Source organism: Hydrogenophaga sp. RAC07 (genome assembly GCF_001713375.1).
In the GTDB taxonomy this organism is placed as follows: domain Bacteria; phylum Pseudomonadota; class Gammaproteobacteria; order Burkholderiales; family Burkholderiaceae_C; genus Hydrogenophaga.
The window spans coordinates 3,369,958-3,392,932 of the sequence record NZ_CP016449.1; the positions used below are offsets into that span (position 1 = coordinate 3,369,958).

The 22,975-nt window shown below is 67.0% G+C and carries 24 protein-coding genes; 21 read left to right on the forward strand and 3 right to left on the reverse strand.

The features are described from left to right. Positions 1-27 precede the first annotated feature (27 nt). The 5 genes from BSY239_RS15820 to BSY239_RS15840 all read left to right on the forward strand — a co-directional run bounded on the left by BSY239_RS15820 (position 28) and on the right by BSY239_RS15840 (position 4,797). Entirely contained in the window at positions 28-1,182 is a 1,155-nt protein-coding gene (locus tag BSY239_RS15820) for a flagellin (RefSeq protein ID WP_069047635.1), read from the forward strand. Between the two features lie 237 nt (positions 1,183-1,419). Further along, a complete protein-coding gene (locus tag BSY239_RS15825; protein WP_069047636.1) occupies positions 1,420-2,568 on the forward strand; it encodes a flagellin in 1,149 nt (382 codons plus the stop codon). A gap of 198 nt (positions 2,569-2,766) precedes the next feature. Continuing rightward, on the forward strand, positions 2,767-3,963 hold the full coding sequence (locus BSY239_RS15830) for a flagellin (protein WP_069047637.1): 1,197 nt from the start codon (positions 2,767-2,769) through the stop codon (positions 3,961-3,963). Between the two features lie 119 nt (positions 3,964-4,082). Continuing rightward, complete coding sequence (fliS, locus tag BSY239_RS15835; RefSeq protein ID WP_069047638.1) at positions 4,083-4,493, forward strand: flagellar export chaperone FliS; 411 nt, start codon at positions 4,083-4,085, stop codon at positions 4,491-4,493. A gap of 1 nt (position 4,494) precedes the next feature. Next, positions 4,495-4,797, forward strand: a complete 303-nt coding sequence (locus tag BSY239_RS15840; protein WP_069047639.1) for a flagellar protein FliT — start codon at positions 4,495-4,497, stop codon at positions 4,795-4,797. A 12-nt stretch (positions 4,798-4,809) separates the two neighbouring features. On the opposite strand, the gene fliE is transcribed toward BSY239_RS15840, so the two are convergent. Beyond that, positions 4,810-5,124 (reverse strand): flagellar hook-basal body complex protein FliE, encoded by a 315-nt coding sequence (gene fliE, locus BSY239_RS15845; RefSeq protein ID WP_069047640.1) that lies wholly within the window; start codon positions 5,122-5,124, stop codon positions 4,810-4,812. Between the two features lie 183 nt (positions 5,125-5,307). Between fliE and fliF the strand changes: the two genes are divergently transcribed. The 15 genes from fliF to BSY239_RS15920 all read left to right on the forward strand — a co-directional run bounded on the left by fliF (position 5,308) and on the right by BSY239_RS15920 (position 21,238). Beyond that, positions 5,308-6,987 carry a flagellar basal-body MS-ring/collar protein FliF gene (gene fliF / locus BSY239_RS15850; protein WP_069049031.1) on the forward strand — a complete coding sequence of 560 codons (1,680 nt, stop codon included), beginning with the start codon at positions 5,308-5,310 and terminating at the stop codon, positions 6,985-6,987. Between the two features lie 161 nt (positions 6,988-7,148). Next, positions 7,149-8,147, forward strand: coding sequence for a flagellar motor switch protein FliG (gene fliG / locus BSY239_RS15855; RefSeq protein WP_069047641.1), 999 nt, complete (start codon positions 7,149-7,151; stop codon positions 8,145-8,147). Between the two features lie 19 nt (positions 8,148-8,166). Beyond that, a complete protein-coding gene (locus BSY239_RS15860; protein ID WP_069047642.1) occupies positions 8,167-8,862 on the forward strand; it encodes a FliH/SctL family protein in 696 nt (231 codons plus the stop codon). Then, a complete protein-coding gene (gene fliI, locus BSY239_RS15865) occupies positions 8,855-10,330 on the forward strand; it encodes a flagellar protein export ATPase FliI (RefSeq protein WP_069049032.1) in 1,476 nt (491 codons plus the stop codon). Before BSY239_RS15860 ends, fliI begins: the two co-directional genes overlap by 8 nt. After that, positions 10,327-10,800, forward strand: a complete 474-nt coding sequence (gene fliJ, locus BSY239_RS15870; RefSeq protein WP_069047643.1) for a flagellar export protein FliJ — start codon at positions 10,327-10,329, stop codon at positions 10,798-10,800. Before fliI ends, fliJ begins: the two co-directional genes overlap by 4 nt. After that, a complete protein-coding gene (locus BSY239_RS15875) occupies positions 10,797-12,095 on the forward strand; it encodes a flagellar hook-length control protein FliK (protein WP_069047644.1) in 1,299 nt (432 codons plus the stop codon). Before fliJ ends, BSY239_RS15875 begins: the two co-directional genes overlap by 4 nt. Positions 12,096-12,229: 134 nt before the next feature. Next, entirely contained in the window at positions 12,230-12,805 is a 576-nt protein-coding gene (locus BSY239_RS15880; protein WP_069049033.1) for a flagellar basal body-associated FliL family protein, read from the forward strand. Positions 12,806-12,820: 15 nt separating this feature from the next. After that, positions 12,821-13,825, forward strand: a complete 1,005-nt coding sequence (fliM, locus tag BSY239_RS15885) for a flagellar motor switch protein FliM (RefSeq protein ID WP_069047645.1) — start codon at positions 12,821-12,823, stop codon at positions 13,823-13,825. Next, complete coding sequence (fliN, locus tag BSY239_RS15890; RefSeq protein WP_069047646.1) at positions 13,815-14,243, forward strand: flagellar motor switch protein FliN; 429 nt, start codon at positions 13,815-13,817, stop codon at positions 14,241-14,243. The genes fliM and fliN overlap by 11 nt, the downstream gene beginning before the upstream one ends. Before the next feature lie 3 nt (positions 14,244-14,246). After that, on the forward strand, positions 14,247-14,603 hold the full coding sequence (locus BSY239_RS15895) for a FliO/MopB family protein (protein ID WP_156775505.1): 357 nt from the start codon (positions 14,247-14,249) through the stop codon (positions 14,601-14,603). Beyond that, positions 14,590-15,387 carry a flagellar type III secretion system pore protein FliP gene (gene fliP, locus BSY239_RS15900; RefSeq protein ID WP_083240013.1) on the forward strand — a complete coding sequence of 266 codons (798 nt, stop codon included), beginning with the start codon at positions 14,590-14,592 and terminating at the stop codon, positions 15,385-15,387. The genes BSY239_RS15895 and fliP overlap by 14 nt, the downstream gene beginning before the upstream one ends. Positions 15,388-15,496: 109 nt before the next feature. Continuing rightward, positions 15,497-15,766 (forward strand): flagellar biosynthesis protein FliQ, encoded by a 270-nt coding sequence (gene fliQ / locus BSY239_RS15905; RefSeq protein WP_069047648.1) that lies wholly within the window; start codon positions 15,497-15,499, stop codon positions 15,764-15,766. A 120-nt stretch (positions 15,767-15,886) separates the two neighbouring features. Then, positions 15,887-16,654, forward strand: a complete 768-nt coding sequence (gene fliR / locus BSY239_RS15910) for a flagellar biosynthetic protein FliR (protein ID WP_069047649.1) — start codon at positions 15,887-15,889, stop codon at positions 16,652-16,654. 117 nt (positions 16,655-16,771) lie between these two features. Continuing rightward, entirely contained in the window at positions 16,772-18,334 is a 1,563-nt protein-coding gene (locus tag BSY239_RS15915; protein WP_069047650.1) for a methyl-accepting chemotaxis protein, read from the forward strand. 51 nt (positions 18,335-18,385) lie between these two features. Then, positions 18,386-21,238 carry a toll/interleukin-1 receptor domain-containing protein gene (locus tag BSY239_RS15920; RefSeq protein WP_069047651.1) on the forward strand — a complete coding sequence of 951 codons (2,853 nt, stop codon included), beginning with the start codon at positions 18,386-18,388 and terminating at the stop codon, positions 21,236-21,238. A gap of 7 nt (positions 21,239-21,245) precedes the next feature. Here the strand turns inward: BSY239_RS15920 and BSY239_RS15925 are convergent, their stop codons facing one another. Both BSY239_RS15925 and BSY239_RS15930 read right to left on the reverse strand, forming a co-directional pair. Then, positions 21,246-21,992, reverse strand: coding sequence for a sulfite exporter TauE/SafE family protein (locus tag BSY239_RS15925; protein ID WP_069047652.1), 747 nt, complete (start codon positions 21,990-21,992; stop codon positions 21,246-21,248). 6 nt (positions 21,993-21,998) lie between these two features. Further along, complete coding sequence (locus BSY239_RS15930) at positions 21,999-22,433, reverse strand: hypothetical protein (RefSeq protein WP_069047653.1); 435 nt, start codon at positions 22,431-22,433, stop codon at positions 21,999-22,001. A 144-nt stretch (positions 22,434-22,577) separates the two neighbouring features. Between BSY239_RS15930 and BSY239_RS15935 the strand changes: the two genes are divergently transcribed. Further along, a complete protein-coding gene (locus tag BSY239_RS15935) occupies positions 22,578-22,973 on the forward strand; it encodes a VOC family protein (RefSeq protein ID WP_069047654.1) in 396 nt (131 codons plus the stop codon). Positions 22,974-22,975 lie beyond the last annotated feature (2 nt).

Below are 22,975 nucleotides of genomic sequence, written 5' to 3' on the forward strand. Positions count from 1 at the left end.
CAACCCATTTTCTGAACGGAGTCCAACATGACCACCATCAACACGAACGTGATGTCCATGACCGCCCAGCGCAACCTGGGCACCACCTCCAGCTCGCTGGCCACCTCCATGCAGCGCCTGTCTTCGGGCCTGCGCGTGAACAGCGCCAAGGACGACGCCGCTGGCCTCGCCATCTCCGAGCGCATGAACGCCCAGGTGCGCGGCCTGAACGTGGCTGCCCGCAACGCCAACGACGGCATCTCGCTGGCGCAGACCGCCGAAGGCGCACTGGGCAAAGTGGGCGACATGCTGCAGCGCATGCGTGAGCTGGCCGTGCAGTCGGCCAACGCTTCGAACAACACCAGCGACCGCACGGCCCTGCAGGCCGAAGTGAAACAGCTGAGCTCGGAAATCGACCGCGTGGCCAAGACCACCAGCTTCAACGGCACCAAGCTGCTCGACGGCTCGTTCGCCAACGCCACCTTCCAGGTCGGCGCCAACGCCGGTGAAGGCATCGCCATCGACTCCATCGTCAGCGCCAGCACCACCACGCTGGGCGAGACCTCGCTGCTGACCGTCGCCGGCACGCAGACCACCACGGTCGGTGCTAACGCCGCCATCGCAGCCGGCGCCCTGACCGTCAAGGGCACAGCTCTCGGCCCGATCTCCGCCGCCACCTCGGCTGGCGAGCGCTCGCAGCAGGTGGTGGACGCGATCAACGCCAAGTCTTCTGACACCGGCGTGTTCGCCCGAGCCACCTACACGGCCGGTGCGGTCACGGGCTGGGAAGTGTTCTCCGACACTGCCATTGCCGCAGCCGACTTCAACGCAGGCTTCACCGCCGCCACCACGGGTGCGGCACCAGCCGGCCCAGGCGTGGCCGCAAGCAGCCAGCTCAACGACATCAACGTCTCCAGCTTCGGCGACGCCCAAAAGGCCCTGAAAGTGATCGACAACGCGATCAACGCGGTCAACAGCTCGCGCGCCGACCTCGGCGCCCTGCAGAGCCGCTTCGAGAACGCCGTGGCCAACATCCAGATCACCGGCGAGAACATCTCCGCTGCGCGCGGCCGCATCGTGGACGCCGACTTCGCCAAGGAAACCTCCAACCTCTCGCGCGCCCAGATCCTGCAGCAGGCCGGCACCGCCATGGTGGCCCAGGCCAACCAGGCACAACAGGGTGTCCTCTCGCTGCTGCGCTGATCGCGCACGCCCAAGGCATCGCCTCGAAGGGCGGTTGCATGGCCATGGCCATGCAACCGCCCTTTTTTCTTGGATGGTGGTCAGCGGACGACGGGCGGGGCTTGACACGACACGCGGCGACAACAGAACGCTAAAGATTCTTCCAAGTCCACCGAAATTAGATTCAACGAACTTCTCCATGGGTTCGTGGCCCGGGCAACCGGGCAGTCAGCCCAACCACCTCAACCGGAGTTAGTTATGACCACCATCAACACCAACGTCATGTCCATGACCGCCCAGCGCAACCTGGGCACCACCTCCAGCTCGCTGGCCACCTCCATGCAGCGCCTCTCATCCGGCCTGCGCGTCAACAGCGCCAAGGACGACGCCGCTGGCCTCGCCATCTCCGAGCGCATGAACGCCCAGGTGCGCGGCCTCAACGTGGCTGCCCGCAACGCCAACGACGGCATCTCGCTGGCGCAGACCGCCGAAGGCGCACTGGGCAAAGTGGGCGACATGCTGCAGCGCATGCGTGAGCTGGCCGTGCAGTCGGCCAACGCTTCGAACAACACCAGCGACCGCACGGCTCTGCAAGCCGAAGTGAAACAGCTGAGCTCGGAAATCGACCGCGTGGCCAAGACCACCAGCTTCAACGGCACCAAGCTGCTCGACGGTTCGTTCGCCAACGCCACCTTCCAGGTCGGCGCCAACGCCGGTGAAGGCATCGCCATCGACTCCATCGTCAGCGCCAATTCCGCCACACTGGGCGAAACCTCGCTGATCACCAGCGTCGGCACCATCACCACCACGGCCGGCGCCAACGCCGCCATCGCCGCCGGTGCCCTGAACATCAAAGGCGTGGCCCTGGGCCCGATCGCCGCCGCCACCTCGGCCAGCGAGCGCACCTTCCAGGTGGTGGACGCCATCAACGCCAAATCGTCGGACACCGGTGTCTACGCCAAAGCGGTGGTCAACGCCGCCGGTGTGGCCACGGGCTTTGAATCCTTCTCCGACAGCGCCATTGCCGTAGCCGATTTCGGCAACTTCGCCGCCGCCACCACGGGCACCGGCGCCATCGGTGCCGCTGCCTCCAGCCAGCTCAACGACATCAACGTCAGCAGCTTTGGCGACTCGCAGAAGGCCCTGAAGGTCATCGACAGCGCCATCAATGCGGTCAACAGCTCGCGCGCCGACCTCGGTGCCCTGCAGAGCCGCTTCGAGAACGCCGTGGCCAACATCCAGATCACCGGCGAGAACATCTCCGCTGCGCGCGGCCGCATCGTGGACGCCGACTTCGCCAAGGAAACCTCCAACCTCTCGCGCGCCCAGATCCTGCAGCAGGCCGGCACCGCCATGGTGGCCCAGGCCAACCAGGCTCAACAGGGCGTCTTGTCCCTGCTGCGCTGATCGCGCACGCCCAAGGCATCGCCCCCAGGGCGGTTGCGCGGTAACCCCGTGCAACCGCCCTTTTTCATTCTGCTTGTTGGCTGAGACCCGGGCACTTGAGATATCAAGATTCGGGCCACGCTACCGAAATCATGTGCAGTGGACCGGTGATGGTTCGCCCGTCGAACCACCCAGCTTTCACGCCACAGGAGTCGCCCCATGACCACCATCAACACGAACGTGATGTCCATGACCGCCCAGCGCAACCTGGGCACCACCTCCAGCTCGCTGGCCACCTCCATGCAGCGCCTCTCATCCGGCCTGCGCGTCAACAGCGCCAAGGACGACGCCGCTGGCCTCGCCATCTCCGAGCGCATGAACGCCCAGGTGCGCGGCCTCAACGTGGCTGCCCGCAACGCCAACGACGGCATCTCGCTGGCGCAGACCGCCGAAGGCGCACTGGGCAAAGTGGGCGACATGCTGCAGCGCATGCGTGAGCTGGCCGTGCAGTCGGCCAACGCTTCGAACAACACCAGCGACCGCACGGCTCTGCAAGCCGAAGTGAAACAGCTGAGCTCGGAAATCGACCGCGTGGCCAAGACCACCAGCTTCAACGGCACCAAGCTGCTCGACGGTTCGTTCGCCAACGCCACATTCCAGGTCGGGGCCAACGCCGGTGAGGCGATCTCTGTCCAGAGCACGGCTGACGTGCGCGCCGAGAGTCTCGGGAGCGCCACATTCCTCGCCACGGTGGGAATGACCTGGGCCACAGGAACGGCCACTGCGGCTGGCACCATCACCGGCATATCGGTGACCGGCCCGAAGGGAAACATCATCCCTGTGGGGAATGTGGAGGTTGCGCTGGGCGACACGGCAGCGCAGGTCACGAAAAAGTTGGAGGCAGCCTTCAACGCTGCGACCTCGGAAACCGGGTTGATCGCGCGCGCGGTCCCCAATACCGCCCAGATGTCGCTCGACTCCATCACCGAATGGGTGGACAGCAGCGGCGCAGCAGCGGGCTTCAGCATCGACGCGGGGACCAGCAGCGCCGCGGGTCTCAGTACCTTTGGCTTGTTTGGTGGCCCCGCAGGTCTCCCGGTCCACCAGCTGGAAGACCTGGACGTCAGCAACGTGATCGGCGCAGGCCGGGCGATCACGATCGCCGACAAGGCACTGACCACCATCAACTCGGCTCGCGCCGACCTCGGTGCCCTGCAGAGCCGCTTCGAGAACGCCGTGGCCAACATCCAGATCACCGGCGAGAACATCTCCGCTGCGCGCGGCCGCATCGTGGACGCCGACTTCGCCAAGGAAACCTCCAACCTCTCGCGCGCCCAGATCCTGCAGCAGGCCGGCACCGCCATGGTGGCCCAGGCCAACCAGGCTCAACAGGGCGTCTTGTCCCTGCTGCGCTGATCGTGTTGTGCAAGACGGTGTAAAGCACACGTTTCTCCCCGCAAATGCCGCCGCTCATGCCTACAGTCCGCCCGCTGGTTGTCGATACAGATGGGTATAAGCCACCAGGAAACCCAGCCATGTTCACCTCTGTCAACACCCGCGCAGCTTCCACCTACAAACGTGTGTCCGTCGACACCGGCGTGCAGACCGCCGACCCGCACCAGCTGGTCAGTCTGTTGTTCGACGCGTTGATCCAGAGCCTGAACCTGGCGCGCGGCGCCATGGAACGCCAGGACGTGGTCAGCAAGGGCACCGCCATCGGCAAGGCCATCCGGATCATCGAAGAGGGCCTCAAGGCCGGTCTGAACCTGCAGGAAGGCGGGGAACTGGCCGGCAACCTGAAGGGTCTGTACGAATACAGCGTGCAGCGCCTCACCTTGGCCAACCTGCGCGACGACGCGGCACCGATTCACGAGGTGCTCAACCTCATCGAACCGCTGGCGGATTCCTGGAAACAGATCCGAACCGGCGCCCTGCAGGGAGCCTGAGATGGAGCACAGCTTGCTGGATTACTACAAAGCCATCGAACGCACGAGCAGCCAGATGCTCGACGCGGCGAAGACGGAGAACTGGGACCAGGTGGTGCGGCTTGAGGGCGCGTGCGCGGTGCTGATTGCCCAACTGCGCTACAAGTCCAAGACCGACGCACTGGCGCCGGAAGACCGCAAAGAGAAGACGAAGATCATGCAGCGCATCCTGCGCACGGATGCCGAGATCCGCAATCTGGCCGAGCCGTGGTTGAACGACCTGGCTCAACTGATCGATAGAAATCAGCCGCAGCCCATGCATTGAACAGAGGGGGGGTCAGACCCCCATGTTCATGATGTCAGTGTAGGCCTGAACCATTCGATTTCGAACGTGGAGCGTGGCCTGGAAACCCACTTGCGACTTCTGCATCGCCAGCATGGTTTCTTCCAGGCTCACCTTGGGGTTGCCCAGTTGCACCTGGGTCTGCAGGCGCGAAGCCTCGTCTTGCGAAGCGCTCACGCTCTTGAGGGCGTCCTTGAAGCTGGCGGCAATGCCTCCCTCGGCACCGCCCACGCCACCGGGGCGCTTGAGCTGGGTCTGGCCGATGCCGGTGAGTGCCTGACTGGTCAGGGGAGAGATGCGCATGTCCATGGCTGAATCCTTCGACAAAAGTTGACGCCTTGATGCTAGGCGGCGGGCACCGCTGACGCGGCGGGAATAAGGGCACAAAGCACGGCCTTTTCATGGGTATGGCGCAGGGGGTGGGGCCGAATAATCGGTTGCAACGGGATGTACATCGTCCCGAAACCGACCTTCTACCCGAGCCCTGCACCCATGAGCACCACCCTGGCACCGATAGAACTCCAGCCCGCGAGCCGCAGCGCTTTCGGCGAAGGCCTCTCGCGCATGGACCAGGCCCAGAAGATCAAGCTCGGTCTGGGCGCACTCGCCCTGCTGGCGATCGCACTGGCCTTCTTCTTCATGGGCCGCCAACCCGAGTACCGCGTGCTCTACGCCAACCTGGGTGACAAGGACGGCGGCGCCATCGTGGCGCAGCTCTCGCAGATGAACGTGCCCTACAAACACGCCGAGGGTGGCCAGGCCATCCTGGTGCCGGCCGACAAGGTGCACGACACGCGCCTGCGCCTGGCCTCGCAAGGCCTGCCCAAGGGTTCGATCTCGGGCTTCGAGCAGATGGAAGCCAACCGCTTCGGCATGACCCAGTTCCAGGAGCGGCTCACCTTCCAGCGCGGCCTGGAGGGCGAACTCACCCGTTCGATCCAGTCGCTCTCCTCCGTGCAGAGCGCGCGCATCCACCTGGCCCTGCCCAACCAGAACGGTTTTTTCCGCGAACAGCAAAAACCCAGCGCCTCCGTGCTGCTGACCCTGCACGCCGGCCGCACGCTGGACCGCGCGCAGGTGGCCGGCATCGTGCACCTGGTGGCCAGCAGCGTGCCCGAAATGAACCCCAAGGCGGTGAGCGTGGTGGACGACGCGGGCAGCCTGCTCTCGGCCCCGGCCGACGCACAGGCCCAGGGCGCCGACACGCAGAAGCTGCAGTACACCCAGCAGATCGAACAGCTCTACACGCGCCGCATCATGGACATGCTGGAGCCACTGGTGGGCCGCAACAACGTGAAGGCGCAGGTGAGCGCCGACGTGGACTTCTCACTGGTCGAGTCGACCAGCGAAGAGCACAAGCCCAACCAGAGCCCCGACACCAGCGCGGTGCGCAGCCAGCAGACCGTGGAAGACGGCTCACCCGGCGCGGCCCAGCCCGCCGGCGTACCCGGTGCCGTGACCAACCAGCCGCCCGCCACCGGCACCGCCCCCATCAACGGTGCCGCCGCGCCCGTGGGCGTGGCCGCCCAGGGTGGAACCGACAAGCCCGGCTCCATGCGCCGCGAGTCGGTGGTGAACTACGAGGTGGACAAGACGGTGAAGGTGGTGCGCGAGTCCAGCGGCCAGATCAAGCGCCTGAGCGCTGCCGTGGTGATCAACCACCGCACCACCGTGGACAAGGCCGGCAAGGAGACCACCGTGGCCATCCCGGCGGCGCAGCTGGAGCAGATGACGGCCCTGGTGCGCGAAACCATCGGCTTCAGCCAGGTCCGAGGTGATTCGGTCAACGTGGTCAACGCGCCCTTCAATGTGGAGAAGACCAGCGAGGTGGAGACCATCGCGTGGTGGCAGCAGGCCGAGAATCAGGAGTTCCTGCGTGGCCTGGCTTGGCCGCTGGGCATGGTGGGTCTGGGCCTGCTGGTGCTCATGGGCATGGTGCGCCCGGGCCTCAAGCTGCTCAAGACGCCCGTGGTGCGCCGGGACCAGACCGAACTGCAGCCCCTGAGCGCCATGCTCAACGAAGCGCCGGAGCGCCCGGGTCTGCCGATGCCCAGCAACGAACCCACGCCCGAAAGCATCCGCCTCACCGATGCCAAGCGCCTGGCGCTCGAAAACCCGATGGCCGTCGCCAACATCGTCAAGGGCTGGGTCAATGGTGAGGCGCCGGCATGAGCCGGCGCCACCCCCTGCGCCGCTTCGCGGCTTCCCCCTCTCTCGCCTTCGGCGGGAGGGGGACGGCACCTGAGGCCTGGCAAAGCCAGATCCTCGGTGCCCCTGGTAGGGGGCACGCCGCTCCGACCGAATTTTTCTTCGCATAGACAAGGAACAAGAACATGGAAGACCAGGGAATCCAGGACGCCGCGATCTTTCTCATGTCGATTGGCGAGGAAGAAGCGGCCGAGGTGTTCAAGCACCTCAGCCCCAAGGAAGTGCAGAAGCTTGGCGAGACGATCGCCAAGACGAAATCGGTTTCGCACGACCGTGTGGACCAGGTGATGCAGAAGTTCACCGGCGCGGCCTCCTCGCAGAGCCTGCTGGTGTCCGACACCGACAACTACGTGCGCGCCGTGCTCAAGCGCGCGCTGGGCGACGACAAGGCTTCGCTGCTGATCGACCGCATCCTGCAGGGCGGTGATGTCTCGGGCATCGAGAGCCTGAAGTGGATGGACCCGGCCTCCATTGCCGAACTGCTGCGCAACGAGCACCCGCAGATCGTGGCCGCCATCCTGGTGCACCTTGAATCCGACCAGACCGCCGGTGTGATGAAGAACTTCACAGAACGCACCCGCAACGAGGTGATGCTGCGCATCGCCACGCTCGAAGGCATCCAGCCCACCGCCCTGAAAGATTTGAACGAGGTGCTCTTCAAGGTGCTCGCCGGTGGCGACAAGATCCGCAAGACCTCCATGGGCGGTGTGAAGACCGCGGCCGAGATCATCAACATGATGGGCTCGCAGATCGAGACCTCGGTGATCGACTCCATCCGCGAGTTCGACGCCGAACTGGCGCAGAAGATCATGGACAAGATGTTCGTCTTTGAGGATTTGCTCAAGCTCGACGGCAAGTCGGTGCAGCTGGTGCTCAAGGAAGTGTCCACCGACGCGCTGGTGGTTTCGCTCAAGGGCGCCACCAACGAACTGCGCGAACTGGTGCTGGCCAACATGTCCACCCGCGCGGCCGAAGCGCTGCGCGAAGACCTGGAGTCGCGCGGCCCGATGCGCCTGTCGGAAGTGGAAATGCAGCAGAAGGAAATCCTGAAGATCGTGCGCCGCCTGGCCGACGAAGGCCAGATCATGATCGGTGGTGGTGGCGAAGATGAAGCGTTTGTATGACCTGGATGCGTAACTGACCATGGCCTCCAAACCCAACCCCCATTCCCGCTTCATCCCGCGCGAGGAAATCGAAGGCGTGGCCGCCTGGCATTTCGCTGCGGTGGACGGCAGCGACGAGCACCTGCATGCGCCCGCCAGCGACAAGAACGAAGGCGTGACGAGTGAGGTGCTGCAGGAGGCGCGCCAGCAGGCGTATGCCGAGGGTTTCGGGCGTGGGCACGAAGCCGGTGGCCAGGAGGTGCGTGAAGCCCTGGAAGCCACGGTGCGCAAGACCGCCGAAGAAACCGCGGTGCGCATGGCGCAGCTGCTGCACAACACCAAAGACCACCTGAAGAAGAGCGAAGAGAAGATCTCGCGTCACATCCTCGAACTGGCCTGCGACCTCGCCCGCCAGGTGGTGCGCCAGGCCATTGCCAGCGACCCGCAGCATTTGAAGCCGGTGATCGCGGAAGCCCTGACACAACTGGTGGACGACGGTCTGCCCGCCACCGTGCGCATGAACCCGGGCGACCTCGCGCTCATGAAGGGTGTGCTGCAGGAAACGCTCAACAGCCCGCTGCCCGAGTTCGTGGCCGACGCACAGATCAGCCCCGGTGGCTGCCTGATCGAGTCCAGCACCTCGGCGGTGGACGCAACGATTGAAAAACGCTGGTCGCGCGCCGTGGGCAACCTTGGCATGAACGTGGCCTGGAACCCGGGAAATGAAGATGTCTGACAGCACGTTCGGCACCGAAAGCCGCTGGGGCAACTTCATGGACGACGTGCGGGTCAACGCCAGCGTGGAAACACCGCTGGAAGTGCGCGGCACGCTCACCCGCCTGGCCGGTCTGGTGCTCGAAGCCGTGGGCCTGAAGGTCCCGGTGGGTTCGCAATGCCTGATCGGCAACGGCAGCAAGCCGCCGGTGCTGGCCGAGGTGGTGGGCTTCTCCAACGACCGTGCTTTCCTCATGCCGGCCGGCGACACGCACGGCCTCTCCAGCGGCGCGAGCGTGACACCGCTGGCGCCCTACCGCACCGTGCCGCGCGTGGGCCAGACCAACAAACCGCCCTCGCCCGACGACCGCGGCACGCTGCGCCTGCCGCTGGGCAAAGGTCTGCTGGGCCGCGTGGTCGACTCGCACGGCAACCCCATGGACCACATGGGCCCCATCACCGACGTGGACATCGAACCGATGGACCGCGCACCCCTCAACGCCATGGACCGCGACCCGGTTCGCACACCGCTGGACACCGGCGTGCGCGCGATCAACGCGCTGCTCACCGTGGGCCGCGGCCAACGCATCGGCCTTTTCGCCGGCTCCGGCGTGGGCAAGAGCGTGCTGCTGGGCATGATGGCGCGCTACACCAAAGCCGACGTGATCGTGGTGGGCCTCATTGGCGAACGCGGGCGCGAGGTGAAGGAATTCATTGAAGACATCCTGGGCGTGGAGGGCCGCAAGCGCTCGGTGGTGGTGGCAGCACCCGCCGACGCACCGCCGCTGGTGCGCATGCAGGGCGCGGCCTATGCCACGGCGATTGCCGAGCGCTTTCGCGACGACGGCCTCGACGTGCTGCTGCTCATGGACTCGCTCACCCGCTACGCCATGGCGCAGCGCGAGATTGCGCTGGCCATCGGCGAGCCCCCCGCCACCAAAGGCTACCCGCCCTCGTGTTTTGCCAAGCTGCCGCAACTGGTGGAGCGCAGCGGCAACGGCCTGAACGGCGTCGGCTCGATCACCGCCTTCTACACCGTGCTCTCCGAGGGCGACGACCAGCAGGACCCGATTGCGGACGCGGCGCGCGCCATCCTGGACGGCCACATCGTGCTGTCGCGCTCGCTCGCCGAGTCGGGCCACTTCCCGGCCATCGACGTGGAAGCCTCAGCCTCGCGCGTGATGCACAACGTGGCCGGCGCCGTCCACCTGGAGCTGGCGCGCAAGTTCCGCGGCGCCTACTCACGCTACATCAAGAGCCGCGACCTGATCCAGCTCGGTGCCTACGTGCCCGGCAGCGACCCGGAGACCGACCGCGCCATCGTCTTGTACCCGGCCCTGCAGCGCTTCTTGATGCAGGACATGAACGAAGCCGCCACCCTGCCCGAGAGCCTGCAGCAGCTGCAGACCGCCTTGCAGGAAGACAAACCCGGCAACGCCCAGCGCCAGTCCCGCCCCCACCACAATCCCTATGAAGGCAAACAGGCATGACCACGATCCAGACGCTCAACAAGGTCGTTGAAATCGCCGAGAAGCGCCGCGACGAGGCGCTGGGCGCACTGGGCCAGATGCAGCGCGAGCTGCAGATCGCCCAGGACCAGATGGACCAGCTGCAGTCCTACGCGCAGGAGGCCGAGCAGCGCTGGGCCGTGCGCAGCGCCACCGGTGTGGACGGTGCGCTGCTCATGCACCACCGCCAGTTCATGGCCAAGATCGACCACGCGCTGGACTTCCAGCGCGGCGTGTTGCGCGAGCGCCTGGAAATCATCGAACGCTGCCAGGGCCAGGTGCACGTGTGCGAACGCGACGTGGCCGGCCTGCGCAAATTCACCGAACGCAAGCAGATGGCGGTGCAGCACCGCGTGCAGCGCCAGGACCAGAAAAACACAGACGAGATGGCGCTGGCCATCCACCTGCGCCAGAGCCTGGCGCGGGCGCAACAGGAAGGCCTTCGCACATGAGCAGCACCACCGCCACCGCCAGCGCCCCCAAGCCGGTGGAGAGCTCCACCAAACCGGCGCAGGCCAACGCACGCACGCCCAAGGACAAAACCGAGGGCGAAGACATGTTCGCCAGCCTGCTCGGCTTGCTGGCCAGCGCGCAGGTGCTGCCGGAAGCCGCCACGCTCAGCAGCGCGGCGCCGGCTGAGACGCCCGTCAGCGACACCAGATCACCCGACGGCACCGACAACCCCTTTGCTGCGCTGCTGGGTTGGGGCTTGCCCGGCAGCGGCAAGGACGCCATGGGCCGGCCCACCAGCACCGAAGGCCCAGCGCTGCCAGCCCCTGCTGCCGCTACTGTCGCTGCTGCCGCCACCGAGCGCGCCACAGGCACCGCCAGCGAAGGCACGATCGATATCGCCGACATGACCCCGGTGGAGCCGACGCCGCTGGAGACAGCCCCCAAGGGCCAGGTCGCGCTGCCGGCCAACGCGGTGCGCCCCGGTGCGCCCTACGTGCCCACGCGAGCCTCCGAAGGCGTGTCGACTGCATTCACATCCACAACCGGAACGCCCTGGCGCCAGGCCTCCCTGGCCAGCACCGAAACCGTGGCGATCCAGCAAGCGGCGAACCATGGCGCACAGGTGCGCAGCACCGTCGCGCTCAACGAGCGTTTTGGTCTCACGCCTGGCGTGCCGCTGGCCCCCAGCGAGTTGCGCGATGTCAACACCGATGGCCTGGGCCTGAATGGCTCATCGACTGCGAGCCACCGAACGGCCGATGGAACGAACGCCCTGCCCGGCGCCACGGCGGGCGACGCCCACATGGGCTCGGACAACACGGGCTCGGACACCAGCGCCTTTGACCAGGCCGACGGCCAGGCCGGCAACCCCTTCGCCGACGCGAATGCCACCGAGGAGCCCACCGTCACCCACTGGGGCACCCAGCACCTGCGCCACGCCAGCCTGAGCGTGGGCGGCGAAGCGGGCGAACAAGCCATCGACATCCAGCTCTCGATGAAGGGGCAGGAAGTTCAGGTGGCGTTCAAGACCGACAACGCCGAAGCGCGCGCCTCGCTGCGCGAGAACGCGGGCGAGTCGCTGGGCGACCTGCTGAACAAGAGCGGCATCCAGCTGGGTGGTGTGTCGGTGGGTTCGCACGGTCAAAGTGGATCGCGCGGTGACAACGACGCACCGCGGCAGAACGGTGTTCGGGGAGTGGCACAAGCGACCAACGCATCAGCAGCAACGCCAGCCAGACAAGCCCAGATCAGCCCTCGCGCCGACGGCAGCCAGCCGCTGGACGTGTTCGCCTGAACAGTTGAATAAGCGCCTTTTCAGGCGCTTATCCGGCGACCGGCCCCCACCCCCCCGCCCAATAATTCTTCAAACCCCACACGTTTCCCGCGTGTGACGCCCTCCTCCCAGCGGGGGCCCTTTGAAGGATGACCATGTCTGCTGCCGCCGCCACCGCCACCGCTGCTCCCGCCGAGAAGCCGAAGAAAAGCAAGAAGCTGCTGTTCATCATCGTCGGTGTGGTGGTGCTGGCGCTGATCGCCGGTGCTGGCGCGTTGTTCGTGCTCAAGAAAAACACCGCCGAAGACGACGAGTTCGCCGACGACGAGCCGGCGGCCCACGTGGCCAAGGACCCCAAGACCGCGCCGGTCTTCATGCCGCTGGAGAACATGGTGGTCAACCTGGCGGACCCCGGTGGCACACGGTTCATTCAACTCGGCCTCACCCTGCAGCTTCAGGACGCCAAGACCGAAGCCGATGTGAAGATCTACATGCCCAGCATCCGAAGCCAGGTGCTGCTGCTGATCTCGCAGCGCACCGCCGACGAGATGCTGCAGGTGCAGGGCAAAGCCAAACTGGCCAAGGACATCATCGCGGCGGTCTCCCACGAGATGGGCTACGAGATGCCCGAGCCGGCCGCCGCAGAAACCGGCGCGCCCAAGAAGAAAAAGCCCAAGGCGGCACCCAACCCGGTGCAGGCCGTGCTGTTCTCCAGCCTCATCGTTCAGTGATCCGGACACACCACCATGGCTGACGCATTTCTGTCCCAGGAAGAGATTGACGCCCTGCTCGAAGGCGTCACGGGCGAGAGCCAGAAGCTCGCCAAGGAAGAGGCGCCCACCGGTGCGGTGCGCGACTACAACCTGCAGAGCCAGGAGCGCATCGTGCGTGGGCGCATGCCCACCATGGAGATCGTCAACGAACGCTTCTCGCGCAACCTGCGACTGGGCCTGTTCAACTTCATCCGCCGCAGCCCCGAGATCTCGGTGGGCTCGGTGCAGGTGCAGAAGTACAGCGCCTTCCTGCGCGAACTCGTGGTGCCGACCAACTTCAACATCATGGCCATCCGCCCGCTGCGCGGCAACGGTCTGGTGGTGTGCGAACCTACGCTGCTGTTCGGCGTGATCGACAGTCTGTTTGGCGGCAACGGCAAGTTCCACACCCGCATTGAAGGCCGCGACTTCTCACCCACCGAACAGCGCGTGATCAACCGCCTGGTGGACGTGGTGGCCGAGGAGTACAAAAAAGCCTGGCGCGGCGTGTACCCGATCGAGCTGTCCTACCAGCGCTCGGAAATGCAACCCCAGTTCGCCACCATCGCCACACCCAGCGAGATCGTGGTCTCCACCAGCTTCACGCTGGAGATCGGCGACATCACCGGATCGCTGCACATCTGCATTCCCTATGCCACGCTGGAACCCATTCGCGACGTGCTGTATTCCAGCGTGCAGGGCGACGCCATCGAGGTCGACCGCCGCTGGGTCAAGCTGCTCAGCCACGAAATCCAGGCCGCCGAGGTGACCATGGTCGCCGAGCTCGCGCAGACCGATGCCACGGTGGAGCAACTGCTGGCCATGCAGATCGGCGACTTCATCGAACTCGATCGCAACCCCACCATCCAGGCGCATGTGGACGGGGTGCCGATCTTTGAAGGCCAATACGGCACCCACAAAGGCAAATACGCACTTCGCGTGGAGCGCAATCTGCGCGGAATCGATACGAACTGGCTCGGAGAAAACCATGTCCACTGACACCCCTTCACAAGAATCCATCGCCGACGACTGGGCGCAGGCCCTGGAAGAGCAGGCGGTCACCAGCGGCGGCGCCAGCGACGGCCCGCACGTGTTCGACGCCACCGCCACAACCGTGCCGGCGGGCGCCGGCAATGTCAGCGGCAACCCGATGCACGACATCCAGATGGTGCTGGACATCCCGGTGCAGCTGTCGGTGGAACTCGGCCGCACCCGCGTGCCGATCAAGTACATCCTCCAGCTCGCCCAAGGCTCCATCGTTGAACTGGATGCGCTCGCCGGTGAACCCATGGACGTCCTGGTCAACGGCTACCTGATCGCCCAGGGCGAGGTGGTGGTGGTGAACGACAAGTTCGGCATCCGGTTGACCGATATCGTGACCCCGTCCGAGCGCATGAAGCGTGTGAGCAGGACCTGATCCATGTTGCAAAACGCAATGCCCGCGCTGCTGTTGCTCGCCTTGATGGTGGGCCTGGCCTTCGCCCTGAAGTGGGCGCGCCGCCGCCTGCCGGGCATTGCCGGCCACAGCGGCCCGGCGCTGCACGTGCTCTCCAGCCTGTCGCTGGGCCCGCAGCAACGCGTGGTCACGGTGCAGGTGGGCGAAGGCGCCGAGCGCGTCTGCCTGGTGCTGGGCGTGGCCGCGGGCAGCGTGACCGCGCTGCACCAGATGCCCTTGCCCGCCGAGTTGCCTGTCGTGCCTGCCGATCCCTCTGCGCCCGCCACCGGCTTCGCCGCGCGTTTGTCGCAACTCATGAAAGCCCCGAATGCGCCCCGTTAACCCTTGGATCAAGGGCGGTCTCGTCTTTGGTGCGCTGGCGCTGTGCGCCGTCGGCGCGTGGGCCCAGGCCCTGCCACTGCCCACGCCGCCTTCCGCCCCCGCCGCCGCCGGCCCCTCGCTGCCGCTGATGATTGGCCAGGGCAGTGGCAGCACCAGCTACTCGGTGCCGATCCAGACCCTGCTGTTCTTCACCGCGCTCTCGTTCCTGCCGGCCGTGCTGCTGCTCATGACGGGTTTCACCCGCATCGTGATCGTGCTTTCGCTCCTGCGCCAGGCGCTGGGCACCCAGTCGGCCCCGCCCAACCAGGTGATCGTTGGCCTGTCGCTGTTCCTCACGTTGTTCGTGATGGGCCCGACGCTGGACAAGGTGTACGCCGACGCCTACGAACCTTACTCGCGCAATGCCATCACCTTTGACCAGGCACTCGATCGCGGCCAGGCGCCCATGCGCGCTTTCATGCTCAAGCAAACGCGCCAGTCCGACTTTGAACTCTTCGCCAAGCTGGCCAAGCTGCCGAACGAGGTGACCGCCGAGACGGCGCCGTTTCGTGTGCTGGTGCCGGCATTCGTGACCAGCGAGCTCAAGACCGCGTTCCAGATCGGCTTCATGATCTTCATCCCCTTCCTGGTGATCGACATGGTGGTGGCCAGCGTGCTCATGTCGCTGGGCATGATGATGCTGTCGCCGGTGCTGGTGGCGCTGCCGTTCAAGCTGATGCTCTTCGTGCTGGCCGATGGCTGGAACCTGCTCATCGGCTCCCTCGCAGCTTCATTTGCGCAATGAAGGCCCCCACGCTCCACCGCTGCACGGGTCGCTGCCCCCCGAGGGGGCTGGGCCGCCTTGGGAGCGGCCCGGCGGCGTCCCGCCGCCCTCTTTCGGAAAAGGTTGCCTGATGGATCCGCAAGCCGCTCTCACGATGGCGCAGAACGCGCTCTTCATGCTGCTCATGGTGGCCGCGCCCGTGCTGGCCACGGTGCTCGCGGTGGGTCTGGTGGTGAGCCTGTTCCAGGCCATCACGCAGATCAACGAGGCCACGCTGGCCTTTGTGCCCAAGCTGATCGCGGCCATCGCGGTGTTCGCCATCGCCGGGCCGTGGATGATGACCACCATGGTCGAGTTCATCCGCAGCACGATCTTGTCGATCCCCAACTACGCCATCTAGATGGAACACCCCCGCCGCGCTGCGCGCGACCCCCTCAAGGGGGCGGCACCTGAGGCCCGGCAGAGCCGGTTCCTCGGTGCCACTGGGTTGGACATTTCGCTCCGGAAAGACTGAGCAGGCATGCCCACGTTCACCGAAGCGCAGGTGATGGCGCTGGTCTCGCCGGTGTTCTGGCCTTTCCTGCGCATCCTCGCGGTTTTTTCCAGTGCGCCCATCTTCTCGTCGCGCTCGGTGCCGCTGCGCACGCGCGTGGCGCTGGCTTTCATCGTGGCTGTGTGCGCACAGGCGGGGCTGGGCGATCAACCCATGGTGGCGCTCAACGACCCGCAGGCGTTTTCGGTGGTCATGCAGCAGGTGGTGGTGGGCATCGCCATCGGTCTGGCGGTGCGCATCGTGTTCTCGGCGGTGGAGCTCGCGGGCGAGATCATCGGCCTGCAGATGGGCCTGAACTTCGCCGGCTTCTTCGACCCCACCACCAACGCGCAGTCCAGCACCGTGGGCCGCTTCTTCGGCAACACCACCATGCTGCTGTTCGTGGTGATGGGCGGCCACCTCATGCTGCTGCAAGCGGTGATCGCCAGCTTCAACACCTTCCCCGTGGGCGGCGGCGCGCTCGATTCGGTCAACCGCATGCAGCTGCACGAACTCGGCTCCGTGGTGTTCCGCTACGGCCTGTGGATTGCCCTGCCCATGATCGGCATGCTGCTGTTTGTCAACATCGTGCTGGGTTTCGTCTCGCGCATCGCGCCGCAGATGAACGCCTTTGCCATCGGCTTCCCGCTCACGCTGTCTGCCGGCCTGGTGGGCATCGCCTTCACCCTGCCCATGCTGGATACGCCGGTGGCCGCGCTCATGAAGCTGGCCACCGAGATCTTCACGGGCGGCTGACGCGTCTTCGCCCGCCGCCGGTCAGTCAGTGCTTCACAAGCCCGGCCACGCGTCGAAACCTTCAGGACCAGGGCCGCCAGCACCTCCGCCGCGCTGTCCGTTTTTCTGGAGACTCCCATGAAACTTCGCACCCAGATCCTTTGCCTCGGCCTGGCTGGCGCCGCGCTGGTGTCCTCCGCCGGTGGCATTGGCCTGCTGGCCGTCTCGTCCATGGCCACCAAGGTCGAAGCCTCGGCTCTCTCCAGCCAGGCGCTGCAGGCCGCACAGCTCGCGGACATGATGCACGATGCCCTGCGCGGCGACGCACAGCGCGCACTGCTCGCGGTGATGAAAGGCGACGCCGCCACCATCAACGCGGCGCGCACCGACCTGGACGACCACGTCACCACACTCGACGCGGCACTGAAGAAGATCTCTGAATCCGGCATCGACGCCGACGCGCAAAAGGCGCTCGACAGCACCCTGCCGGTGGTGAAGCTCTACGTGCAGGCCGCCCAGGCGGTGGTCGGCGGCGCGTCGCAGGGCGTGGACCAGGCCGAAGCCCAGACACCCGCGCTGAACAAGACCTTTGCCCAGCTGGAAGACGAGCTGGAAAAACTCTCCGGAATGATCGAGGAAGACGGTGCCACCATCTCCGAGGCGGCGGCGTCCAGCGTTGCGCAATCGCTGTGGACAATCACCATCGCGGTGCTCGCGGCCACGGTCGCGCTGGTGATCGGCGCCTTGTGGGTGGCGCACCTGATGTCCATCCCGATGGGCCAGGCCGTCACCGCGGCGGGCCACCTGGCCGATGGCAACCTCACCGTGCCGATCGCTTTGGTGGGCAACGACGACACACGCCAGTTGCTGGGTGCCATGCGCACCATGCAGCAGCGCATCAGCCAGACCGTGAGCCACGTGCAGGACAACGCAGCGCTGGTCTCGGACGCCAGCGCGCAGATCGCGCAGGGCAACACCGACCTCTCCACCCGCACCGAGCAGCAGGCCTCGGCACTGGAGGAAACCGCCGCGTCGATGGAGGAACTGGGCACCACCGTGCGCCAGACCGCCGACCACGCGAACAAGGCCAACGAACTCGCGCTGAACGCGTCCCAGGTCGCGGTCGAGGGCGGCGACGTGGTGGGCAAGGTTGTGGAAACCATGAAGGGCATCAACGACAGCTCGAAGAAGATCGCCGACATCATCGGCGTGATCGACGGCATTGCCTTCCAGACCAACATCCTTGCGCTGAATGCGGCGGTGGAGGCGGCGCGGGCAGGCGAACAGGGCCGTGGCTTCGCCGTGGTGGCGGCCGAGGTGCGCAACCTCGCGCAGCGCAGCGCCCAAGCCGCCAAGGAAATCAAGGGCTTGATCGACACCAGCGTGGAGCGTGTCGCCAGCGGCACCGCGCTGGCCGATCAGGCCGGCACCACCATGCAGGGCGTGGTGAGCGCGATCCGGCGCGTGTCCGACCTGGTGGGCGAGATCAGCAGCGCCACCAGCGAACAGAGCTCGGGCGTGGGCCAGGTGGGTGAGGCGATCAGCCAGATGGACAAGGTCACGCAGCAGAACGCCGCGCTGGTCGAAGAAAGTGCCGCGGCCGCCGAAAGCCTGAGGACGCAGGCCCTGCAGCTGGTGCAGGCCGTCGCTGTCTTCAAGCTCAACCGCGAACCGCGCCTGGGGATGTCGCCGACGGGCTGACAACCGCAGCCGGGACTTGATCGCGCCGCGCCGCGCGCCGATCATGCCGGCATGAGCGAGGTCTTCATCTCGTACTCCCGCAAGGACATCGGGCCGGTGCGGCGCATGCACGCGGCGCTGGCGGCGCGCGAGCGCCAGACCTGGGTCGACTGGGAGGGCATCCCGCCCACTGCCGAATGGATGCAGGAAATCCGCGGCGCCATCGATGCGGCGCAGGCCTTTGCCTTCGTGCTCTCGCCGGATTCGCTGGCCTCGCGCGTGTGCCGCGAGGAGCTCGAACACGCCGTGGCGCAAGGCAAGCGCCTGATCCCGGTGGTGTGCCGCGACGTGGTGGCCAGCGAGGTGCCCGAGGCGCTGGCGCGTCTGAACTGGGTGTACTGCCGCGAGCAGGACGACTTCGAGGCGGCGATGAGCCTGCTGGTGCAGGCGGTGGACACCGATCTGGCGCACGTACAGGCCCACACCCAGCTGCTGCTGCGCGCGGTGGACTGGCAAAGCCGCGGCGAAGACACCAGCCTGACCCTGCGCGGCGCGGCACTCGCCGCGGCCGAACGATGGCTGGCCGAGGGCGCGGCGCAGACCCCGCACCCCACCGCCTTGCAGACACGCTTCATCCTGCAGAGCCGGCGCAGCGCCGACCGGCGCCGCCTCACCGTGCTGGGCGCGGCGGGTGCGGCCCTGGTGGTGGTGGCCGTGCTGGGTGTGGCCACCTTCGTCGAACGCCGCAACGCCGCGCAACAGCAGACGCTGGCCATTGCCGGCCGCCTGGCCGCCGATGCCGACCTGGTTCGTGAGCAATCGGCGCTGGGCATGCCGGGTGCCTCGCTGGAGCGCAGCCTGCTGCTGGCGGCGGAGTCGGCGCGCCAGCTCGACACCCTGGGCACGCAGGCCCTGCAGACCGACCGTGCCCTGCGGCGCGCGCTGGCCTTGCTGCCACTCCAGTGGCCCGTGCGCCAGGGCTTCATGGAGCCCCGGGGCGAACGCGCGCTCGCGCTGCCCGGCGACGGCAGCGTGCTGCTGGTCAGCGGTGGCCTGCGGCTGGACCACTGGAACGCGGCGGGTGAACCTGTGCACCCTGCTGTGGAGATCACGGCCCCCTCCATCGCAGCCCTGGCCTTCGCGCCCGGCGGGCGCTTTGTCGTGACACGCTCCGACCTGGGCGAACGGGGTCGACTCGATGTGCGCGACGCGCTGAGCCTTGAGACCCGGGCTTCCGTGCCACACCCCACCGGCGATGCCACGGCGTTCGCGGTGGATGCGCAGGCCCGCGTGCTGGTGGCGTCTTACGACCGCTACGACGCCAAGACCAACCAGAGCACGCCCGACCACACCCAGGTGGTCGACCTCACCGACACCGCCTTGCCCGTGGTGGCGCAGCTGCCCCACGCCAGTGGCATCGCGCTGAGCCCCGACGGGCGCTGGCTCGCGTTGCTGATCGCCGGTCGGGTGCAGTTGTGGGCGCTGGAACGCCAACCCGCCCTCGGCCTGCGGCCGGTCGCGCTGGAGCCGGCGCAGCGCGAGGTCTGGCAGATCCTGTTCAGCGCCGACGGCAGCCACCTCGTGGCCAACCTCGAGGTCGGTGGTCTGGAAATGTGGCCGGTGGGCCAGACGCGCAGCGTGCTGGCGGGCGAGCCGCCCTTCTCCGCCATGGCCGTCGGTCCGCAGGCCCGCCTGGCCGTGGGGCGCGCCGGCGACAACCGGCTGCAGGTGCGCGACCTCGTGCGCGACCGCGAGCTGGCGCAACTGGAACACCGCGACCGCGACGTGCTGGCCTTCGGCCCGGACGGCCGGACCCTGGCCACCACCGGCACCAGCGCCGGCGGTCCGGTGGTGCGGTTGTGGCGACTCGACCAGGGCGGCAGCGACGTGCTGGACGTGGCCGGGGTGCTGGCGCGCAAGACCCTGGCTTTCACGAGCGACGAGACGCAGTTGCAGGCGGTGAGCGGCAAGGCGCTGCGCAGCTGGCCGCTGGACCGCCCATCCGATGCCGCCGCCAGCGCCAGCCGCGCCCTGCCCGCGCAGGCAAGTCTGGCGGCCCACAGCGCCGACGGCCGTGTGCTGGCTGTGGCGAGCGGCCAGCGAGTGCAGCTGCTCGACACCGCCACCGGCGCGCTGGTGCGCGAGATCGGCTTTGACGGACAACCGTCGGCGCTGGCCCTCGGGCCCGACGGACAGTCGCTCGCCATGGCGCTTCAAGGCGGTGGCGTGTGGTGGTGGAGCGGTTCGCAGGCCGCGCCCGTGCGGCTGAAGACGCCCGGTGAAGTGCCGCCGGGTTATCTGGCGGTGGGCACGCAGGGGGCATCGGTGCTGGCCGGTGTGCCCGGCCCGGTGAGCCGCGCGGGCCAGACCTGGCGCGTGCTGCGCTGGCAGCCGCCGGCCGCGGAACCCGTGGCCGACTTCGCACTCGACAGGGACCGCTCCGGCTTCTTCATCAACCCCTGCGGCTTCAGCCCCGACGCCCGGCGCGTGGCCAGCCAGCACCGCGGCGGCGGCATCGCCGTGCGCGACACCACCGACGGCCAGGTGCTGCTGCAGGTGGACCACACCGGCGGCGCACCGGCCTGCGCATTCAGCTCCGACAACCAGCAACTCGCGGTGGGCACCGGCAACACGGTGCGGCTGTGGAACCTGGCCACTGGCGCCGAGACCGGCCGCCTCGAAGGCCTGGCCGCGGTGAGCGATCTGGTCTTCAGTCCCGGCAGCCGCTACCTCGCCACCGCCGAGAGCGATGGGCGCACCCGCGTGTGGTTGCTGCGCCCCGCCGACCTGGTGGCGCGCGCCTGCGAACGCGTGTCGTTGAACCTGGGGCCAACTGCCTGGAGCGCCTACCTGGGCAACCAGCCATACCGACCCACCTGCCCGGGTGTGGCGGAACCCGGGGAGGTGGTCGGCGAAAGCCGCTGAACCGGCCCTACGCCAGCAGACGCGGCACCGCCGCCACCAGCATGGCCACGCCCGAAAGCGCCAGCAGGGACAGCACCAGCTTGCGAAACGCCGCCTCGCTCAAACCCACATAGAGCTTCGCACCGAGCAGCACCGGCACCAGCAGCGCCACGGCCACCACCGGCAGGAGGGGCCAGATGTCGCGTGTGACCGCACCGGTGGCCACATAGCCAAGCATGGTGGCCGACAAGGCCGCGAGGTTGAAGTTCTGCACGATGGCGCGCTGGCGGTCTTTCTCCATGCCGCGCAATGTGCACCACAGCGTGGGCACCACGCCGGTGAAGCCCCCGATGCCGCCCATGAAACCGCCCGCCGCGCCGGCCACGCCATCGGCCAGGCGCCCGCCGCGTGTGATGCGCGGCAGTTGGGACGACAGCAACATGGCCGGGCACCACACCACCAGCACGCTGCCCAGGATCAGTTTGAAGAGATCGGCGTTGAGGTGCGGCAACACCGCCACGCCGATGGGCACACCCACCGCGCCGCCGGCCAGAAACGGCCACAGCGCCGGCCAGCGAAAACCGCGCCGGGTGGTGAACACCGCCACCAGTTGTCCGGTGAGCGAGCCGAACACCGCCAGCACCGCGGCCACGCGCGGGTCGATGCCCCAGACCCAGAACGACATGGCCACCATGCTGAAGGCAAAACCCGAGAGACCCTGCACAAAACCGGCCACGGCCGCACCGACCACCAACAACCAGAGTTCGGGCGTCATGCTTTTTCAGTCCCAGGACAGACGTGTGAGCTTCCAGTCGTCCGAGACATACCGCCATTCCAGCTTCACGCTGTAGGGCTCGGCCCGCTCCGGAATCAAACCTTGCGCACCGGTGACCAGCACCTGCGCCTGGGTGAGGCCGGACTGCGGCGCAGTCGGGTCGATGCTGCTCTTGCGCGTGACCGCGATCACCTTGACGCTGGCATAACGCAGGAACATGAGCGTCATGGTCTTGCGCGCCCAATCGCGATCCAGACCGTCCTGCGCCTGGAAACCGGCATCGAGCTGGTCGATCACGGCGCTGGTGTCCTTGGCTTCCAGGTTGTCCTGCAGCTTCTGCACCGCGGCTTCCAGCTGGGCCTGAGGATCGGCTTTGCCGCAGGCGGACAAGGTGAACGCCAGTGCGAGCAGCAACGGGGCGAGCAAGGATCGTCGGTACATCGTCGGTCTTTCAGAAACGGGGTTGAACAACGGGATGGGCACAGGGCGCATTCTGGCCGCTGCGGAACTGGCCACGCCCAAGCGTTCGGCCTATGCTCGCAGACCCGGCCCCCACACCGGTCGAGCCGGGTGAAAGGACTGCACATGTTGACCCATGCATCCGTCACGACCATGCTGCCTGTCATCGACATGGCACGCGCCCGCGCCTTCTACGAGGGCTGCCTCGGCCTCCAGCCCGGTGGCCTCAAGCCCGACGGCAAGTTCGTCTATGCGGTGGGGGGCAGCACGCTGGCCCTGTTCCCCAAGCCCGAGGGCACCCGGGCCGACCACACGGCGATCAGTTTCCAGGTGGCCGACATCGCCGCCAGCATCGCCGAACTCCAGCGCGCGGGTGTGGTCTTCGAGAACTACGACTTTCCGGGCCTGAAGACGATCGACCACGTGTGTGTGCTGGGCTCGGAGAAGGCGGCCTGGTTCAAGGACACCGAAGGCAATTACCTCTGCCTGCACGAAGACCTGGCACCGGACGCGACGCGCTGAAG

Excerpts from the sequence above, each read along its gene's own strand:
- BSY239_RS15935 (WP_069047654.1), top strand. The coding sequence starts at position 22,578 with ATGTTGACCCATGCATCCGTCACGACCATGCTGCCTGTCATCGACATG.
- BSY239_RS15830 (WP_069047637.1), top strand. The coding sequence starts at position 2,767 with ATGACCACCATCAACACGAACGTGATGTCCATGACCGCCCAGCGCAAC.
- fliJ (WP_069047643.1), top strand. The coding sequence starts at position 10,327 with ATGACCACGATCCAGACGCTCAACAAGGTCGTTGAAATCGCCGAGAAG.
- fliR (WP_069047649.1), top strand. The coding sequence starts at position 15,887 with ATGCCCACGTTCACCGAAGCGCAGGTGATGGCGCTGGTCTCGCCGGTG.
- fliN (WP_069047646.1), top strand. The coding sequence starts at position 13,815 with ATGTCCACTGACACCCCTTCACAAGAATCCATCGCCGACGACTGGGCG.
- fliI (WP_069049032.1), top strand. The coding sequence starts at position 8,855 with ATGTCTGACAGCACGTTCGGCACCGAAAGCCGCTGGGGCAACTTCATG.
- BSY239_RS15860 (WP_069047642.1), top strand. The coding sequence starts at position 8,167 with ATGGCCTCCAAACCCAACCCCCATTCCCGCTTCATCCCGCGCGAGGAA.
- BSY239_RS15930 (WP_069047653.1), bottom strand. The coding sequence starts at position 22,433 with ATGTACCGACGATCCTTGCTCGCCCCGTTGCTGCTCGCACTGGCGTTC.
- BSY239_RS15895 (WP_156775505.1), top strand. The coding sequence starts at position 14,247 with ATGTTGCAAAACGCAATGCCCGCGCTGCTGTTGCTCGCCTTGATGGTG.
- BSY239_RS15925 (WP_069047652.1), bottom strand. The coding sequence starts at position 21,992 with ATGACGCCCGAACTCTGGTTGTTGGTGGTCGGTGCGGCCGTGGCCGGT.
- BSY239_RS15875 (WP_069047644.1), top strand. The coding sequence starts at position 10,797 with ATGAGCAGCACCACCGCCACCGCCAGCGCCCCCAAGCCGGTGGAGAGC.
- BSY239_RS15825 (WP_069047636.1), top strand. The coding sequence starts at position 1,420 with ATGACCACCATCAACACCAACGTCATGTCCATGACCGCCCAGCGCAAC.
- fliE (WP_069047640.1), bottom strand. The coding sequence starts at position 5,124 with ATGGACATGCGCATCTCTCCCCTGACCAGTCAGGCACTCACCGGCATC.
- BSY239_RS15840 (WP_069047639.1), top strand. The coding sequence starts at position 4,495 with ATGGAGCACAGCTTGCTGGATTACTACAAAGCCATCGAACGCACGAGC.
- fliF (WP_069049031.1), top strand. The coding sequence starts at position 5,308 with ATGAGCACCACCCTGGCACCGATAGAACTCCAGCCCGCGAGCCGCAGC.
- fliQ (WP_069047648.1), top strand. The coding sequence starts at position 15,497 with ATGGATCCGCAAGCCGCTCTCACGATGGCGCAGAACGCGCTCTTCATG.
- fliS (WP_069047638.1), top strand. The coding sequence starts at position 4,083 with ATGTTCACCTCTGTCAACACCCGCGCAGCTTCCACCTACAAACGTGTG.
- fliG (WP_069047641.1), top strand. The coding sequence starts at position 7,149 with ATGGAAGACCAGGGAATCCAGGACGCCGCGATCTTTCTCATGTCGATT.
- BSY239_RS15920 (WP_069047651.1), top strand. The coding sequence starts at position 18,386 with ATGAGCGAGGTCTTCATCTCGTACTCCCGCAAGGACATCGGGCCGGTG.
- BSY239_RS15915 (WP_069047650.1), top strand. The coding sequence starts at position 16,772 with ATGAAACTTCGCACCCAGATCCTTTGCCTCGGCCTGGCTGGCGCCGCG.
- BSY239_RS15880 (WP_069049033.1), top strand. The coding sequence starts at position 12,230 with ATGTCTGCTGCCGCCGCCACCGCCACCGCTGCTCCCGCCGAGAAGCCG.
- fliM (WP_069047645.1), top strand. The coding sequence starts at position 12,821 with ATGGCTGACGCATTTCTGTCCCAGGAAGAGATTGACGCCCTGCTCGAA.
- BSY239_RS15820 (WP_069047635.1), top strand. The coding sequence starts at position 28 with ATGACCACCATCAACACGAACGTGATGTCCATGACCGCCCAGCGCAAC.
- fliP (WP_083240013.1), top strand. The coding sequence starts at position 14,590 with ATGCGCCCCGTTAACCCTTGGATCAAGGGCGGTCTCGTCTTTGGTGCG.